General features: G+C 63.2%; 17 protein-coding genes. 16 read left to right on the top strand and 1 reads right to left on the bottom strand.

Translation table 11 applies throughout. From position 1 onward, the window contains the following. Window position 1: 1 nt before the first annotated feature. The 16 genes from prmC (at window position 2) to GUY37_RS10235 (ending at window position 13,660) form a co-directional block, all read left to right on the top strand. The gene (prmC, locus tag GUY37_RS10310; protein WP_166829626.1) at window positions 2–937 is read left to right on the top strand and encodes a peptide chain release factor N(5)-glutamine methyltransferase; all 936 of its coding nucleotides are present in this window, start codon (window positions 2–4) and stop codon (window positions 935–937) included. Window positions 938–1,007: 70 nt separating this feature from the next. Further along, the gene (locus GUY37_RS10305; RefSeq protein WP_166825242.1) at window positions 1,008–1,658 is read left to right on the top strand and encodes an L-threonylcarbamoyladenylate synthase; all 651 of its coding nucleotides are present in this window, start codon (window positions 1,008–1,010) and stop codon (window positions 1,656–1,658) included. Continuing rightward, complete coding sequence (locus tag GUY37_RS10300) at window positions 1,659–2,768, top strand: MraY family glycosyltransferase (RefSeq protein ID WP_166825239.1); 1,110 nt, start codon at window positions 1,659–1,661, stop codon at window positions 2,766–2,768. Continuing rightward, window positions 2,765–3,211, top strand: coding sequence for a hypothetical protein (locus GUY37_RS10295; RefSeq protein WP_166825236.1), 447 nt, complete (start codon window positions 2,765–2,767; stop codon window positions 3,209–3,211). The genes GUY37_RS10300 and GUY37_RS10295 overlap by 4 nt, the downstream gene beginning before the upstream one ends. A 263-nt stretch (window positions 3,212–3,474) precedes the next feature. Continuing rightward, window positions 3,475–4,287 carry a F0F1 ATP synthase subunit A gene (gene atpB, locus GUY37_RS10290; RefSeq protein ID WP_228278137.1) on the top strand — a complete coding sequence of 271 codons (813 nt, stop codon included), beginning with the start codon at window positions 3,475–3,477 and terminating at the stop codon, window positions 4,285–4,287. Between the two features lie 82 nt (window positions 4,288–4,369). After that, window positions 4,370–4,594: a F0F1 ATP synthase subunit C gene (gene atpE / locus GUY37_RS10285; RefSeq protein ID WP_101572413.1), complete on the top strand. Its 225-nt coding sequence runs from the start codon at window positions 4,370–4,372 to the stop codon at window positions 4,592–4,594. A 19-nt stretch (window positions 4,595–4,613) separates the two neighbouring features. After that, entirely contained in the window at window positions 4,614–5,165 is a 552-nt protein-coding gene (locus GUY37_RS10280) for a F0F1 ATP synthase subunit B (protein ID WP_166825233.1), read from the top strand. Further along, window positions 5,165–5,971, top strand: a complete 807-nt coding sequence (locus GUY37_RS10275; RefSeq protein WP_166825230.1) for a F0F1 ATP synthase subunit delta — start codon at window positions 5,165–5,167, stop codon at window positions 5,969–5,971. Before GUY37_RS10280 ends, GUY37_RS10275 begins: the two co-directional genes overlap by 1 nt. A gap of 81 nt (window positions 5,972–6,052) precedes the next feature. Further along, entirely contained in the window at window positions 6,053–7,687 is a 1,635-nt protein-coding gene (atpA, locus tag GUY37_RS10270; protein ID WP_166825227.1) for a F0F1 ATP synthase subunit alpha, read from the top strand. Window positions 7,688–7,718: 31 nt separating this feature from the next. Next, window positions 7,719–8,651: a F0F1 ATP synthase subunit gamma gene (locus tag GUY37_RS10265; protein WP_166825224.1), complete on the top strand. Its 933-nt coding sequence runs from the start codon at window positions 7,719–7,721 to the stop codon at window positions 8,649–8,651. A 26-nt stretch (window positions 8,652–8,677) separates the two neighbouring features. After that, a complete protein-coding gene (gene atpD, locus GUY37_RS10260) occupies window positions 8,678–10,126 on the top strand; it encodes a F0F1 ATP synthase subunit beta (protein WP_166825221.1) in 1,449 nt (482 codons plus the stop codon). Window positions 10,127–10,129: 3 nt separating this feature from the next. Next, the gene (locus tag GUY37_RS10255) at window positions 10,130–10,390 is read left to right on the top strand and encodes a F0F1 ATP synthase subunit epsilon (protein ID WP_166825218.1); all 261 of its coding nucleotides are present in this window, start codon (window positions 10,130–10,132) and stop codon (window positions 10,388–10,390) included. Between the two features lie 22 nt (window positions 10,391–10,412). Continuing rightward, on the top strand, window positions 10,413–10,880 hold the full coding sequence (locus tag GUY37_RS10250; protein ID WP_139466987.1) for a DUF2550 domain-containing protein: 468 nt from the start codon (window positions 10,413–10,415) through the stop codon (window positions 10,878–10,880). Next, on the top strand, window positions 10,880–12,193 hold the full coding sequence (murA, locus tag GUY37_RS10245) for a UDP-N-acetylglucosamine 1-carboxyvinyltransferase (RefSeq protein WP_166825215.1): 1,314 nt from the start codon (window positions 10,880–10,882) through the stop codon (window positions 12,191–12,193). The genes GUY37_RS10250 and murA overlap by 1 nt, the downstream gene beginning before the upstream one ends. 572 nt (window positions 12,194–12,765) lie before the next feature. After that, window positions 12,766–13,386 (top strand): hypothetical protein, encoded by a 621-nt coding sequence (locus GUY37_RS10240; RefSeq protein ID WP_166825212.1) that lies wholly within the window; start codon window positions 12,766–12,768, stop codon window positions 13,384–13,386. 13 nt (window positions 13,387–13,399) lie between these two features. Continuing rightward, window positions 13,400–13,660, top strand: a complete 261-nt coding sequence (locus tag GUY37_RS10235; RefSeq protein WP_166825210.1) for a hypothetical protein — start codon at window positions 13,400–13,402, stop codon at window positions 13,658–13,660. 172 nt (window positions 13,661–13,832) lie between these two features. On the opposite strand, the gene nucS is transcribed toward GUY37_RS10235, so the two are convergent. After that, entirely contained in the window at window positions 13,833–14,528 is a 696-nt protein-coding gene (nucS, locus tag GUY37_RS10230) for an endonuclease NucS (RefSeq protein ID WP_166825207.1), read from the bottom strand. Window positions 14,529–14,773 lie beyond the last annotated feature (245 nt).

The following is a 14,773-nucleotide window of genomic DNA, read 5'->3' as shown; positions in this document are numbered from 1 at the left end:
CCTGGACACCGTCAGGCCGACTCTCGTCTCGGAGATCCTGCGTGGGGCCGTCAATCTGCTCTCCGACGCAGGAATCGCGACCCCCGAAGCAGACGCCGTCGAACTGCTCGCTCACGCTTGGGAGATCGATCGGTCGGCTCTGAGCCGCCGCCGACTCTTCGACGACCCCGTGCCTGCCGGTGTGAGCAGGCGATTCGCCGAACTCTGTGACCTGCGTCGGCAACGGATTCCGCTGCAGCATCTCACCGGCATCGCCCACTTCCGGCACCTGGAGCTGAAGGTGGGCCCCGGGGTCTTCGTGCCGCGGCCGGAGACCGAGCTCCTCGCCGGAGCTGTCCTGACCGAACTCGTCGAATTGTCCGCAGCAGCCGGCCTCGATGCAACGCCGTTGAACGACGGTGAGCGACGCCCCTTCGTCATCGACCTGTGCTCGGGATCGGGAGCGATCTCGCTGTCCGTGGCCACCGAATTCGATGGAGTCGACGTCCTCGGCGTCGAATTCGAACCGGCAGCGCTCGAATGGTCCCGGGAGAACCTCGCCCACAGCCGCCTCGGCGAGTCGACCGTCGAGTTCATCGCCGGAGATGCGACGAAGGTCACCGAGGAGCGACCCGATCTGCGCGACCGTGCCGACATCGTGGTGACGAACCCGCCCTATGTTCCCGATGCGGCAGTCCCGCGGGATCCGGAAGTCGCCGAGCACGATCCGGCTGTCGCGCTCTACGGCGGGGATTCGGGTCTGGAGATTCCGGCGCTGATCATCCCTGAGGCCGAGCGGATGCTCCGACCCGGTGGACTCTTCCTCATGGAACACAGTGAGGAGCAGGGCGCTCGGGCGCGTGAACTGCTGGCAGCCACGGCCAGTCTGAGAGATGCCGCCACGTTCCAGGACTACACTGGACGCGACCGCTATACGGTGGCACGCCGCTCGTCGTAGGAGACACCGGAGACGAATCCGTGCCGTGCACGGCCCAGACCACAACCCGAACATTCGAAACGGAGAACTCGTGTCGAGACGATTCGACGTCAGCCAAGCCGACATCCGTGAGCTCGTCTTCGACGAGTGCGCTCGAGTCGTCGACACAGGCAATCTGCTCGTCATCCCCACCGACACGGTCTATGGGATCGCCGCCGATGCCTTCAGTGCCTCGGCCGTGGCGGCGCTGCTCGCGGCCAAGGGCCGCGGTCGAGACATGCCGCCTCCGGTTCTCGTCCCGCGTGCGGAGACCGTCTTCGGTCTCGTCGACGGGGTCGATGAGACCATGCTGGCGCTGACTGCGAAGTTCTGGCCCGGACCGCTGACGATCATCGCGAACGCTCAGCCCTCCCTCGATTGGGACCTCGGCGACACCCATGGAACCGTGGCCGTGCGCATGCCCGATGACGAGTCAGCCCTGGCCCTGCTCGGCCGCACCGGACCGCTGGCCGTGTCGAGTGCCAATATCTCCGGACGGCCCGCCGCCCAGAACGCCGATGAAGCGCAGGAGATGCTCGGCGACGATGTCGACATCTACGTCGACGGGGGAGTGCGGGAAGCGGGGATGTCCTCGACCATCATCGACCTCAGCGGGGATGTGCCCCGCATCCTGCGGCGCGGTCCGATCACCGCCGAGGAGCTGCGCGAGATCGTGCCCGAGCTCATCGACCTGGACGGCTGAGTGCGCGCCTACCTCTTCATCCTCGTCGTCTCCGCCCTCGTGGCGTACCTGCTGACTCCCATGGTCAAGCGGGTGGCCGAACGAGGAAAGATCTTCTCACCTCTGCGTGCCCGTGACGTCCATTCCGTTCCGACGCCGAGGCTGGGCGGAGTGGCGATGTTCGGCGGGCTCCTGGCCGGGCTCATCTTCGCCTCCCAGATGCCGTTCCTCAACCGGATCTTCGTCGACCTGGGTCCGATCATCGGCATCGCAGGAGCCGCCGGTCTGCTGTGTCTGCTCGGAGTCATCGACGACATCTGGGATCTGCATTGGATGGCGAAGCTCGCCGGCCAGGCCCTCGCCGCAGGCTTCATGGCGATCAAGGGTGTGGCGCTGCTGTCGATACCCTTCGGCGGAGTGATCATCGGTTCACCGAGGATGTCGATCATCGTCACCGTCCTCGTGGTCCTCGTGACCATCAACGCGGTGAACTTCGTCGACGGCCTGGACGGGCTCGCCGCGGGAGTCGTCGCCATCGGCGGCATAGCGTTCTTCATCTACTCCTATTGGCTGGCACGCGACGCCTCGCCGGAGTCGTATGCGAACCTCGCCTCGCTCATCACTGCGATCCTCGTCGGGGCCTGCCTCGGCTTCCTGCCGCACAACTTCAATCCGGCCAGGATCTTCATGGGCGACTCCGGTTCGATGCTCATCGGGCTGCTGCTCGCGGCTTCGACGATCCGGGTCACGGGGCAGGTCGATCCTGCGCTGATCGGCCAGGAGCGAGCCTTCGCGACGTTCATGCCGATCATCCTGCCGGTCGCTGTGATGTTCCTGCCGCTGCTCGACCTCGGTCTGGCCGTGGTGCGTCGACTGCGCGCCGGCCAGTCTCCGTTCTCCGCCGATGCCAAGCATCTCCACCACCGGATGCTGCGTCTGGGGCATTCCCATGCACGTGCGGTGCTCATCCTCTATACGTGGACGGCGCTCATCGCCTTCGGCTCCGTGCTACTGCTGTTCAAAGGCTGGCTGTTCGTGGCCTGGGTCATCGGCGGTCTCGTGGCCATCACCCTGATCTTCACCTTCTATCCCCTTCGCATGCGTCAGAAAGCCAGAGAGGAAATCTCGTGACCGACCCGATTCCGCGCCGAGAGACCGAAGTCGAAGCAGCATGGACCCGCGTGTGGAGGACGCTGCTCATTCGCGGCATCATCCTCGTCCTCGTTGTCGCTGCCCTCGGAATGGGCATCGGCTGGTTGGTCTCGGGCACTCCCGGGCTAGTCGGCGGCGCCGTCGGCGGGGGACTGGCCGCCGTCTTCATCATCATCACCCTCGTGATCATGTACGTCGGCCGGAATATGGGACTGACCGCGATCGCCGGGTTCCTCGGCATGGGATTCCTGTTCAAGGCCTTCATCTTCATGATCGTCATCTGGCGGATCAAGGATGCTGTCTGGCTCGACGGCACGGTCGCCTTCTTCACGATCGTCGTCGCGGTGATCGGCTCGTCGCTCGTCGAGGCGATCACGGTCGTCAAGGGACGCGTTCCCTATGTCGACCCGGAAGCGGAATAGGCGCCCGGGACCTCGTCTCCGCGCCCGTCCGAGACACGTCGCGGGGTGCGTTTCGAGCCGAATGACGTGTCGGATAAGATCGTTGACAGAAATTGCACAGAGAAGCCTGATGAATTTGTCGGTCACTCTCTACAGTTGGTAGAGTAGTTCCGGTGCTTGGGCGGATCTTCGCCCTTTGTCGCTCCTGAACCTCAAGCCTCGATTTCAGTGCGGGGCCTAGGCCAGGCCATCAGGGCCCTTGACCATGGGAGAGTAGTAAAAACGTGGGAACACTCAACGCCGCGAATACAACAGTCAATGCTGCAGATGGCGGCTTCCACGCACCGTCGATGGCTGAGTTCTTTCCAGCCTCGTTCCTCTTTGAGGGCACCCCGTTCGAAATGAACCGCGTGATGCTCATCCGCATCATCGCCACCGTCGCAGTCGTCGTGCTGCTGGCCGTCTGGGCCAAGCGCATGAAGCTCATCCCGACCCGCTTCCAGTCGAGCATGGAGCTCGCCATGGAGTTCGTGACCGTCGGCATCGCCGAGGACACGATGGGCAAGGAGAAGGCCAAGAAGTTCATGCCGCTCATCGTGGCGATCTTCTTCGGCATCCTGTTCTGGAATGTCACGAAGCTCATTCCGTTCCTCAATATGCCGGGCACCGGCGTCATCGGCATGCCGATCGTCCTCACCCTCGTCGTGTACGTTACCTATCACTGGGCGGGCATCGCAGAGAAGGGCCTCGGCCGCTACCTCAAGGATGCGCTCATCCTGCCCGGCGTTCCGCCGGCCATGCACATTCTGCTCATCCCGATCGAGTTCATCACGAAGTTCGTCACTCAGCCGTTCACTCTGGCGATCCGACTCTTCGCGAACATGATGGTCGGCCACCTCCTGCTCGTCCTCTGCTTCTCGGCCACGAGCTTCTTCCTCTTCGACGCTGCGAACGGATTCCAGTTCTTCGGCATCGTCACCTTCGCCGGCGGCATGTTCGTCTTCGTCTTGGAGATGCTCATCGTCGTGTTGCAGGCCTACATCTTCGCTCTTCTGTCCTGTGTGTACATCAATGCCGCGATCTCGGACGAACACTGAGATTCGCACCCCTAGATCCGTAACTCACGAGTTGCACGGTCGGGCCAACCACCCGGCTTCATTATGAAAGGAAAAGCATCCTATGGATATGCTCGCCGCAGTTGAAGGTAGCGTCTCGACGATCGGTTACGGCCTCGCCGCCATCGGTCCCGGTATCGGTGTCGGAATCGTCATCGGCAAGACCATCGAAGGAACCGCTCGTCAGCCCGAGATGGCCGGTGCCCTGCGCGGAAACATGTTCCTCGGTATCGCTCTGATCGAGGCCCTGGCCCTCATCGGTATCGCCACCCCGTTCTTCCTGCCCTGATCTCGAAGAGGACTGAAAGATGACTCCGGTAAACATCGTCGCTTCCGCGGAGAACCCGCTTCTCCCGGCAGCCTACGACATCCTCTGGAGTGCCGTCTGTCTGCTGATCGTCTTCCTGGTTGTCTGGAAGTACGTCCTTCCCGCCTTCAACAAGACCCTCGACGAGCGCGCCGAGCGCATCCAGGGTGGAATTGAGAAGGCAGAGAAGGTGCAGGCCGAAGCCGATCAGGCTCTGGCCGAGTATCAGAAGCAGCTCGCCGACGGTCGTGCCGAAGCGGCACGACTGCGCGCCGAGGCTCAGGAAGAAGGCGCCCAGATCATCGCCGACATGAAGGCCCAGGCTCACTCCGAGTCTGATCGCATCATCGCTCAGGCACAGACTCAGATCGACGCCGAACGTCAGGCCGCCATGGTGCAGCTGCGTTCCGAGGTCGGCACTCTTGCGACGGACCTGGCTTCGCGCATCGTCGGCGAGTCTCTCACCGATGATCAGCGTTCGGCCAACGTGGTCGATCGCTTCATCTCCGATCTCGAGTCCGACACGTCCGCGCAGCCGGTCAAGGGGGCGTGATGCTCCAGTCGAGCAGATTGTCCCTGCAAGCCGTCCTCGAGACCGCGAATTCCGAGATCTCCGGGGGAGAGTCTCGACAGATCGGCGAGGAGACCCTGGCAGTCGTCGGCGTCCTCGCCGAGAACGTCGGACTGCGCAAGGCTCTGGCAGACTCCTCCGAGTCGGCCGAGAGGAAGCAGCAGCTGCTGCGGACTCTGTTCTCGACTCGGATCACGGATGCGGTTCTGCGCATCAGCGATAAGGCAGTCAGCCGCCGCTGGGCTCGGACCCAGGACCTCGTCACCAGTCTCGAAGTCGCCGGTGTGACAGCGATTGCCGCTGCCGCACAGGCAGGTGGACAGCTCGGACAGGTCGAAGAGGAGATCTTCCGCTTCGCGCGTCTGCTGGAATCCAACCACGAGCTGTCCCGCGCGCTTGATTCGCAGGCCACCGACGAGAGCAAACGCACTCTGGTGTCTGACCTGCTCTCCGGCAAGGCACAGCCCGACACCATCACGCTGGTCGAACAGGCCTCTCTGCACCCGCGCGGTCTCCGTGTGGCGAAGGCGCTCGATCAGTACAGCGATATCCTCGCCGCCCGTCAGCAGCGGTCGGTTGCGGACGTCACCGTCGCCAGACCGCTGAGCGAGTCGCAGACCGAAAGGCTGCAGGCGGCATTGTCGGCCAGCTATGGTCGCGAACTCGTCCTCAATGTCCAGGTCGACCCCGAGGTCATCGGGGGAGTCCGGGTGCAGGTCGGCGACGAGATGATGAACTCGACCGTGGCCGATCGACTGGCCGATGTGCAGCGCAAGCTCGCAGGTTGACACTAGTGGCCGGCTTCTCCGGCATCGGCGGCCCACCGGTCGCCGGACGCAAGATTTGAGAAAAGGAAGCAGGGAAACCAGATGGCGGAACTGACAATTCGCCCGGAAGAGATCCGGGACGCTCTCGGGAAGTTCGTTGACTCGTACAACCCTGAGAGCTCGGAAAAGGCCGAGGTCGGCAAGGTCGTCACCGCTGGTGACGGTATCGCTCACGTTTCGGGTCTGCCCGGCACCATGGCCAACGAACTCCTGCGGTTCGAAGACGGCACCCTGGGCCTGGCGCAGAACCTCGACGAGCGCGAGATCGGCGTCGTCATCCTCGGCGAGTTCTCCGGAATCGCCGAAGAACAGAACGTCTATCGCACCGGCGAGGTCCTCTCGATCCCGGTCGGCGACGGATACCTCGGTCGAGTCGTCGATCCGCTGGGTCGGCCCGTCGACGGACTCGGAGACATCGACAGCGTCGGTCGCCGTGAGCTCGAGCTCCAGGCAGCCGGCGTCATGGACCGCCAGGAAGTGCGTGAGCCGCTCCAGACCGGTTACAAGAGCATCGATGCGATGATCCCCGTCGGCCGTGGTCAGCGTCAGCTGGTCATCGGTGACCGCAAGACCGGCAAGACCGCTCTGGCGATCGACACGATCATCAACCAGAAGGCCAACTGGGAGACCGGAGACCCGAAGAAGCAGGTTCGCTGCATCTACGTGGCCGTCGGACAGAAGGGCTCGACCATCGCCGGCGTCCGCCGTTCGCTGGAAGAGGCCGGTGCGCTCGAGTACACCACCATCGTGTCCTCGCCCGCTTCGGACCCCGCAGGCTTCAAGTACCTGGCTCCCTACTCGGGCTCCGCCATCGGTCAGCACTGGATGTACGACGGCAAGCACGTCCTCATCGTGTTCGACGACCTGTCGAAGCAGGCTGAGGCCTACCGCGCCGTGTCCCTGCTGCTGCGTCGTCCGCCGGGCCGTGAAGCCTACCCCGGTGACGTCTTCTACCTGCACTCGCGTCTGCTGGAGCGCTGCGCGAAGCTCTCCGACGAGCTCGGCGGCGGTTCGATGACCGGTCTCCCGATCATCGAGACCAAGGCCAATGACGTCGGTGCGTTCATTCCGACCAACGTCATCTCGATCACCGACGGTCAGATCTTCCTGCAGTCCGATCTGTTCAACGCCGGTCAGCGTCCTGCCGTCGACGTCGGCGTGTCCGTGTCGCGAGTCGGTGGTGCCGCTCAGACGAAGGCTCTCAAGGGAGTCTCGGGCACGCTGAAGATCTCGCTGGCTCAGTACCGTTCGCTCGAGGCCTTCGCGATGTTCGCATCCGACCTCGACGATGCGACCAAGCGCGATCTGGCTCGTGGTGCCCGCCTGACCGAACTGCTCAAGCAGGGTCAGTACGCGCCGATGCCGTTCGAGAAGCAGACCGTGTCGATCTTCGCCGGAACCAACGGCTACCTCGACGATATTCCGGTCGAAGACGTGCTCCGCTTCGAGTCCGAACTGCACGATCACATCGAGCGCAAGACCGGTATCTTCACGACCATCCGTGAGACGCTCAAGCTCGACGACGACACGTCCGAAGAGCTGAAGAGCGTCCTGGGCGAGTTCTCGCAGAACTTCGCCAGCTCGGATCAGAGCGGGTCGAAGGCCGGCAGCGAAGACACCGCAGCCGCGTCCTCTGACGAGGTCGAGCAGGAGCAGATCGTTCGGCAGAAGCGTTGAACCTGTTCCGTAACGGCGAAAGGAAGAACTGATGGGAGCCCAGCAGAGGGTCTTCAAGCAGAAGATCCGCTCGACTCAGTCCTTGAGGAAGATCTTCAAGGCGATGGAGCTCATCGCTGCTTCGCGGATTCAGAAGGCCATTGCCCGCTCACAGGCCGCGAGCCCCTACGCGAACGCCCTGACACGGGCGGTCTCGGCAGTGGCCAGCGAGTCGAACGTCGACCACGTTCTGACCACGGAGTCGGACAACGTCAAGCATGCTGCCGTACTCGTGATCGGTCCTGATCGCGGATTCGCCGGTGCCTATTCGGCGAACCTGCTGCGCGAAGCCGAGGAACTCATTCGGCTTCTGCATAACGAGGGCAAGAGTGTGGATCTGTTCACGGTCGGCAGCAAGGCCAAGAACTACTACACCTTCCGCGATCGCAAGATCGAGAAGTCCTGGACAGGTATCTCCGAAAACCCGTTGGCCGAGCATGCCCGCGAGATCGGTGAGGCGCTGTTGGAGAACTTCGACCCAGAGTCCGAGGACTCCGGGATCGATGAGATCTACATCGTCTTCACCCGTTTCGTCTCCAGCGTCACGCACGATCCGGAATACCGGCGACTGCTTCCGTTGGAGGTCGTCGATGCCGACGAGGCATCGACCGGCGGACAGACCGGCGGCGCTTCCGAAGCCCCGGCGTTCCCGCTCTATGAGTTCGAACCGAGTGCGGAGGCCGTACTCGACGCCCTGTTGCCGCGATACATCGATTCGCGCATTCTGTCTGCGCTGCTCAGTGCAGCGGCTTCCGAGCAGGCCTCGCGACAGGCGGCGATGAAGACAGCCACGGACAACGCGGATGATCTCATCAAGACCTACACCCGGTTGGCCAACACGGCTCGCCAGGCGGAAATCACCCAGGAACTCACCGAGATCGTCGGTGGGGCGGATGCCCTCGCGGCATCGGCAGCCGGCGACTGACCGGCGAGAGCAGAGAGAAAGAGACCATGACTGCCACAGCAACGGAAACCTCTCCGGCACAGGGCACTGCCCTCGGCCGGATTTCCCGAGTCATCGGCCCGGTTGTCGACATCGAGTTCCCGCTCGACTCCGTGCCCGAGATCTACAATGCACTGACGACGTCGGTGGAACTGTCCGAAGGAACCCGGAAGCTGACCTTCGAGGTTGCGCTCCACCTGGGCAACGGACTGATCCGCGCCGTGTCTCTGCAGCCGACCGACGGCCTTGTCCGCGGACAGGAAGTCGTCGACTCCGGCGCACCGATCTCCGTTCCCGTCGGAGACGTGACCAAGCACCATGTGTGGAACACCACCGGTGATTGCCTCAACCTCGCCGACGGCGAGGAGCTGGAGATCTCCGAGCGGTGGCCGATCCACCGTCCGGCTCCGTCCTTCGACGAGCTCGAGTCCAAGACCGAGATCCTCGAAGTGGGCATCAAGAGCATCGACCTCCTGACCCCCTATGTCCAGGGTGGAAAGATCGGTCTGTTCGGAGGCGCCGGTGTGGGCAAGACCGTCCTCATCCAGGAGATGATCTTCCGTATCGCGCACAACCACTCGGGCACCTCGGTGTTCGCCGGTGTGGGCGAGCGTACCCGTGAGGGCAACGACCTCATCATGGAAATGGATGAGGCAGGCGTCTTCAAGGACACCGCCCTTGTGTTCGGCCAGATGGATGAGCCTCCAGGCACCCGTCTGCGTGTGGCGCTGTCGGCGCTGACCATGGCGGAGTACTTCCGCGATGTGCAGAACCAGGACGTGCTGCTGTTCATCGACAACATCTTCCGCTTCACCCAGGCCGGCTCCGAGGTCTCGACCCTGCTGGGTCGCATGCCCTCGGCCGTGGGCTACCAGCCCAACCTGGCTGACGAGATGGGTCTGCTGCAGGAGCGCATCACCTCGACGCGTGGTCACTCGATCACGTCGATGCAGGCGATCTACGTTCCCGCCGATGACTACACCGACCCGGCCCCGGCGACCACCTTCGCCCACCTCGACGCGACCACGGAGCTCAGCCGTGACATCGCCTCGCGCGGTCTGTACCCGGCGATCGACCCGCTCGCTTCGTCCTCGCGCATCCTCGATCCGCTGATCGTCGGTGACGAGCACTACCGCGTGGCCAACGAGGTCAAGGCGATTCTGCAGAAGAACAAGGAACTGCAGGACATCATCGCCATCCTCGGCGTCGACGAACTCGGTGAAGAGGACAAGCTCGTCGTTCACCGCGCGCGTCGCATCGAGCAGTTCCTCTCGCAGAACACCTACACTGCTGAGAAGTTCACCCAGGTTCCCGGTTCGACCGTGCCGCTGGCCGACACGATCGAAGGCTTCTCGAAGATCTGCTCCGGTGAAGTCGACCACATCCCGGAGCAGGCATTCTTCAACGTCGGTGGCCTTGACGATGTCATGCGCAACTACGAAGAGATGCAGAAGTAAGCCATGGCGACACTCGAAGTGAATGTCGTGGCTGCTGATCGCGAGGTATGGGTCGGTGAGGCCAAGCGCGTCATCGCCCGCACACTCGACGGCGAGATCGGCATCCTGCCGGGCCATGAGCCCGTGCTGGGTGTCGTCGCCGACGGCGAAGCGCGGATTCTCACCCCCGGAGAGGACACCGTCAGGGTCAAAGCCGATGGTGGATTCCTCTCGGTGGAGAACAACCGTGTGATCATTGCCGCTGATCAGGCCGAACTTCTCTGATCCGCAGGTTACACTGGCAACCGTGAACCCTTCTGTCCTGCTGATCGTTCTGCTCTCGTTGGTAGGACTCGCGCTTGCTCTGATCGTGGTCGTCACGATCCGACGCAGGTCGATCTCGAAGCTCTCGGGTGCCTTTGACTGTTCCATCAACGTGGGCGAGGAGTATTCTTCTCGCCCACGTTGGCGTTTGGGAGTGGCTGTGTTCTCGGTCGCCTCACTGGACTGGTACCCCGTCTTCGCTCTGACCCGGCGCGCGGCTTTCCGGCTGCCGCGGGCGGATCTGGACATCCTCGTGCGGCGCAAGCCCACCTCCGGAGAGCAGTACTCGGTTCTGCCGGAAGCGGTCGTCGTCGACTGTTCCTACGGCAAAGCGGACGGTCGTCCGCGATCCGTGTCCTTGGCAATGGACACCGAATCCCTGTCCACGATGGCTTCGTGGCTCGAATCCTCACCCCCTGGCTTCAATCCGACGATGGGACGTTTCACCTGATGGATGTGTTCCGCTTGACCGGGCCCGCACAGCTGGCGGGAACCATCGATGTCAGAGGCGCGAAGAACAGCGTCCTCAAACTCATGGCCGCAAGTCTCCTCGCCGTGGGACGCACCACCATCACCAACGTCCCTGCCATCCTCGACGTGCGGATCATGGTCGAACTGCTCGTCCGCCTCGGCTGCGAGGTCGACTACGATGCCGCAGACGGCGTCGTGAGCATCGACGTCCCCGCCGAAGTCGGCATCCAGGCCGACTACGAGCTCGTCCGCGCGATGCGGGCGTCGATCTCCGTCCTCGGTCCGCTGACCGCGCGGATGCGAGCCGCACATGTGGCTCTTCCCGGCGGTGACGCCATCGGCTCCCGCGGGCTCGACATGCACCAGGCGGGACTCGAAGCGCTGGGCGCTGTCGTCCATCTCGACCACGGCTACTTCGTCGCAGAAGCACCGGATGGTCTGCGCGGCACCGAGATCGTCCTCGAATTCCCGTCTGTCGGCGCGACCGAGAACCTCGTCATGGCCGCGACCCTCGCCCATGGCACCACCACCATCGCCAATGCCGCGCGTGAACCCGAGATCGTCGACATCTGCACGATGCTCGTCGAAATGGGCGCGCAGATCGAGGGAATCGGCACCTCCGACCTCACCATCACGGGTGTGGACTCGCTGCACCCGGTCACCCACCGGACCGTGGGGGACCGCATCGTCGCGGGAACCTACGCCTTCGGCGCTGCTCTGAGCGCCGGCGACGTGACCGTGCGGGGAGTCGGACTCGACATCATGCCCAATATCGGGATGAAGCTGCGGGATTCGGGAGCCACGGTCGAAGACCTGGGAGAGATCATCCTCGGTGACGGGACACGGGGTCGGGGGTTCCGCGTCATCGGTGCGGAGCGCCCTCACGCCATCCGGGTCGCAACCATGCCGTTCCCCGGGTTCCCGACCGACCTCCAGCCCTTCGTCATTGCGTTGAACTCTGTTTCCGACGGAATCGGCCTGTTGTCGGAGAACCTGTTCGAAGCCCGCTGGCGCTTTGTGCAGGAGATCGCCCGACTCGGTGCCAAAGTGCGCATCGACGGCAATCATGCGCTCGTCACCGGCAGCGAGAGCCTTTCCGGTGCCGAAGTCGAGGCCTCCGACATCCGAGCAGGAGCAGGCCTCGTCATGGCCGCTCTGCGAGCCGGGGGAGTGACCGAAGTGTCGGGAATCGATCACATCGAACGCGGCTATGAGAACTTCGTTCAGAGTCTGCGCAGTCTGGGTGTCCACATCGAGCGAGTCGAGAAGCGAGACGTCCTCAGCTTCGATTAGGCCACCTCGGACGGTACGCACGTTCATACGATCGTGAGTGTTTCACCCCTTCAGCCTCTCGACACTCCCATGGGTGCACTCGGCCGTCGGCCCCGCTGTTCGCCGCACTCTACTCCGCTGCTCGAGATTTCTCCCGCCGAACGAATCTCGTTCAAGCGTCGGCCCGTCTACCCGTACTCTCCTCTCCCGTTCACGCCGGCCCCGTTCGTCCATAGGTCTACGGCACTACATCGGCGCTGACGCTTGAACGGTGACGGGATTCGGCATCTCCGGTACACACACCTGGCAGCAGATTCGGTGTCGCCGGCGGATGTTCGAGCCGGAGCCCAGACCCGCGGTGAGGACCACGTAGAGAATCGTGTGGCCTGTGACGTTCAGTCGCCGGTTGTCCACAGGGCTATTTCTCACTCTGGCCCTCTCGGTGCCGGTCGGTCATGCTTGATGGCATGTACGGATGTGTGTCGACGGCCGAGCTGCTCGCGGCAGGATGGGACTGTCACCGAATCAAAGCGGCCGAACGATGTTGTCTGCGACGTCTGGAACGAGGGAGGTACGTTGTCACAGCGGAGTGCGTGGACCCGGACCACGGTTTCGTCAATGCGATCGCGGTGGCCCCCACCACCACGCTGCCGAAGGAGACGACAGGCTTGCGCAAACGGACGGAGGACTTGAGAATCCTCGTCAGATCGTATGTCGATCGGCTGCCGCCGGATGCGGTGTTCTCTCACCGCAGCGCACTGATCGTTCATGGCCTGTCGATACCGTTTGTCGACTCAGACGATGTGTTTGCCGAATCGGTGAGTCCGCGCAGCGGTGTGCGTCTTGCGAAGATGCCGGTGCGACGACGCTCCCACGATCGCAATGCCCGAGAGATCGTCAACGGGGCCCCGGTCACGACGGTTCTGCAGACGTTGCTCGACGTCGCTCGGGACAGCACGCTCGCGTTCTCCGTTGCAGTGCTGGATTCGGCTGTGCGCAGTTCCGTCGTGACTATCGAAGAGATCCGGTCCTACTGCGAATCCCATCCGGTCCTACTGCGAATCCCATCCGGTGCGCACAGGCGCCCGGAAGATCCGCAGAGCGCTCGACAATGTCGACAGTCGACGGGAGAGCGTGGCAGAGTCGATCTGTGCGGTGCGATTCGTCGAACATTCCATCCCCGATTTCGTACCGCAAGTCGACGTCTGGGATGAACACGGCGAGCACTTGGGCCGGACCGACTTCGCAAATGAGCGTGCCAAGGTCATCGCAGAATTCGACGGAGCGGGCAAATACTATCTCGACGGCGCGAATCCGGAGGAGACGTTCGAACTCGAACGACGTCGGGAGTACGCATTGCGCAATGAGGGGTGGGCAGTCTTCCGCATCAGATGGAGTGATCTGTTCGCTGCAGACGTCTTCCTGCGGATCAAGGAGGCGGTTCGACGACGTGTCGTTGTGAACGACAGGCGTCGCTGCGGGGCGTGATATCTGCCGTCGTTCAAGGTGGGCCGCATATAGCGATCGGCAGACCGGCCGATAGACGCTGGGAGGCTTGATCGACGGAGGGAGTGTGTGGGGAGGGCGGACGGATGCGGGGAGGCTTGATCGACGAAGGGAGTGTGTGCCGGGGAGTGAGCAGGTGGCTCACGGTGGGTGGTCAGAAGAGGCGTGACTCCGGGTCGTCCATACCGCGGAGGGCATCGTAGTCGAGGACGACGCAGCGGATGCCGCGGTCTTCAGCGAGCGTACGTGCCTGCGGCTTGATCTCCTGAGCTGCAAAGACTCCCCGGACAGGGCTGAGCAGAGGATCGCGATTCATCAGTTCGAGATAGCGAGTGAGCTGCTCGACTCCGTCGATATCGCCACGGCGCTTGATCTCGACCGCCACCGACTTCTGCCCATCGTCGCGCGCCAGGATGTCCACTGGTCCGATCGCCGTCATGTATTCGCGGCGAACCAAGCTGTAGCCTTCGCCGAGGGCTTGGATGTGTTCGGCGAGCAGCTCCTGCAGGTGTGCTTCGACACCGTCCTTGACCAGCCCCGGATCGACACCGAACTCATAGGTGTCGTCAGCGAGGACCTCGGCGATTGAGATGACCAGGCGGTCGCCCGTCTTCGTCTGCGAGACTTCCCACAGCTCGGTCAGCCCGGCTTCTGTCTGCTCGGCATCGGGCTCGATGTGCCGAACCGTGCACGGGGGAGTCATCCAGTTCAGCGGCTTATAGGAACCGCCGTCGGAATGGATGAGCACCGAGCCGTCGGACTTGAGCATGATGAGGCGGGTGGCCATCGGCAGGTGGGCGGTCAGACGACCGGCATAATCAACGGAGCATTGGGCTATGACTAGACGCACGGGTTTCAGCCTACGTGAGACAATGGCTCAATGCCACGATCTTCATCCTCGCGTCGCAAGAACAAATGGCAGCAGGCTCCCCGCGACCTGTCCGCGTCGGTGGCAGGCATGAGGACGAGCCGTACACTGCCGGACGGAACCTGGTCTGTGCAGACCGTGAAGGGAAACGACTCCGGCAAAGTCTATGTCTGCCCGGGCTGTGGTCGCGACGTCAGCGCAGGTGCCAGCCATATCGTGGCGTGGCG

It is taken from the genome of Brevibacterium limosum (genome assembly GCF_011617705.1).
GTDB classification, from domain to species: domain Bacteria; phylum Actinomycetota; class Actinomycetes; order Actinomycetales; family Brevibacteriaceae; genus Brevibacterium; species Brevibacterium limosum.
This window is presented reverse-complemented; position numbering and strand designations above follow the sequence as displayed.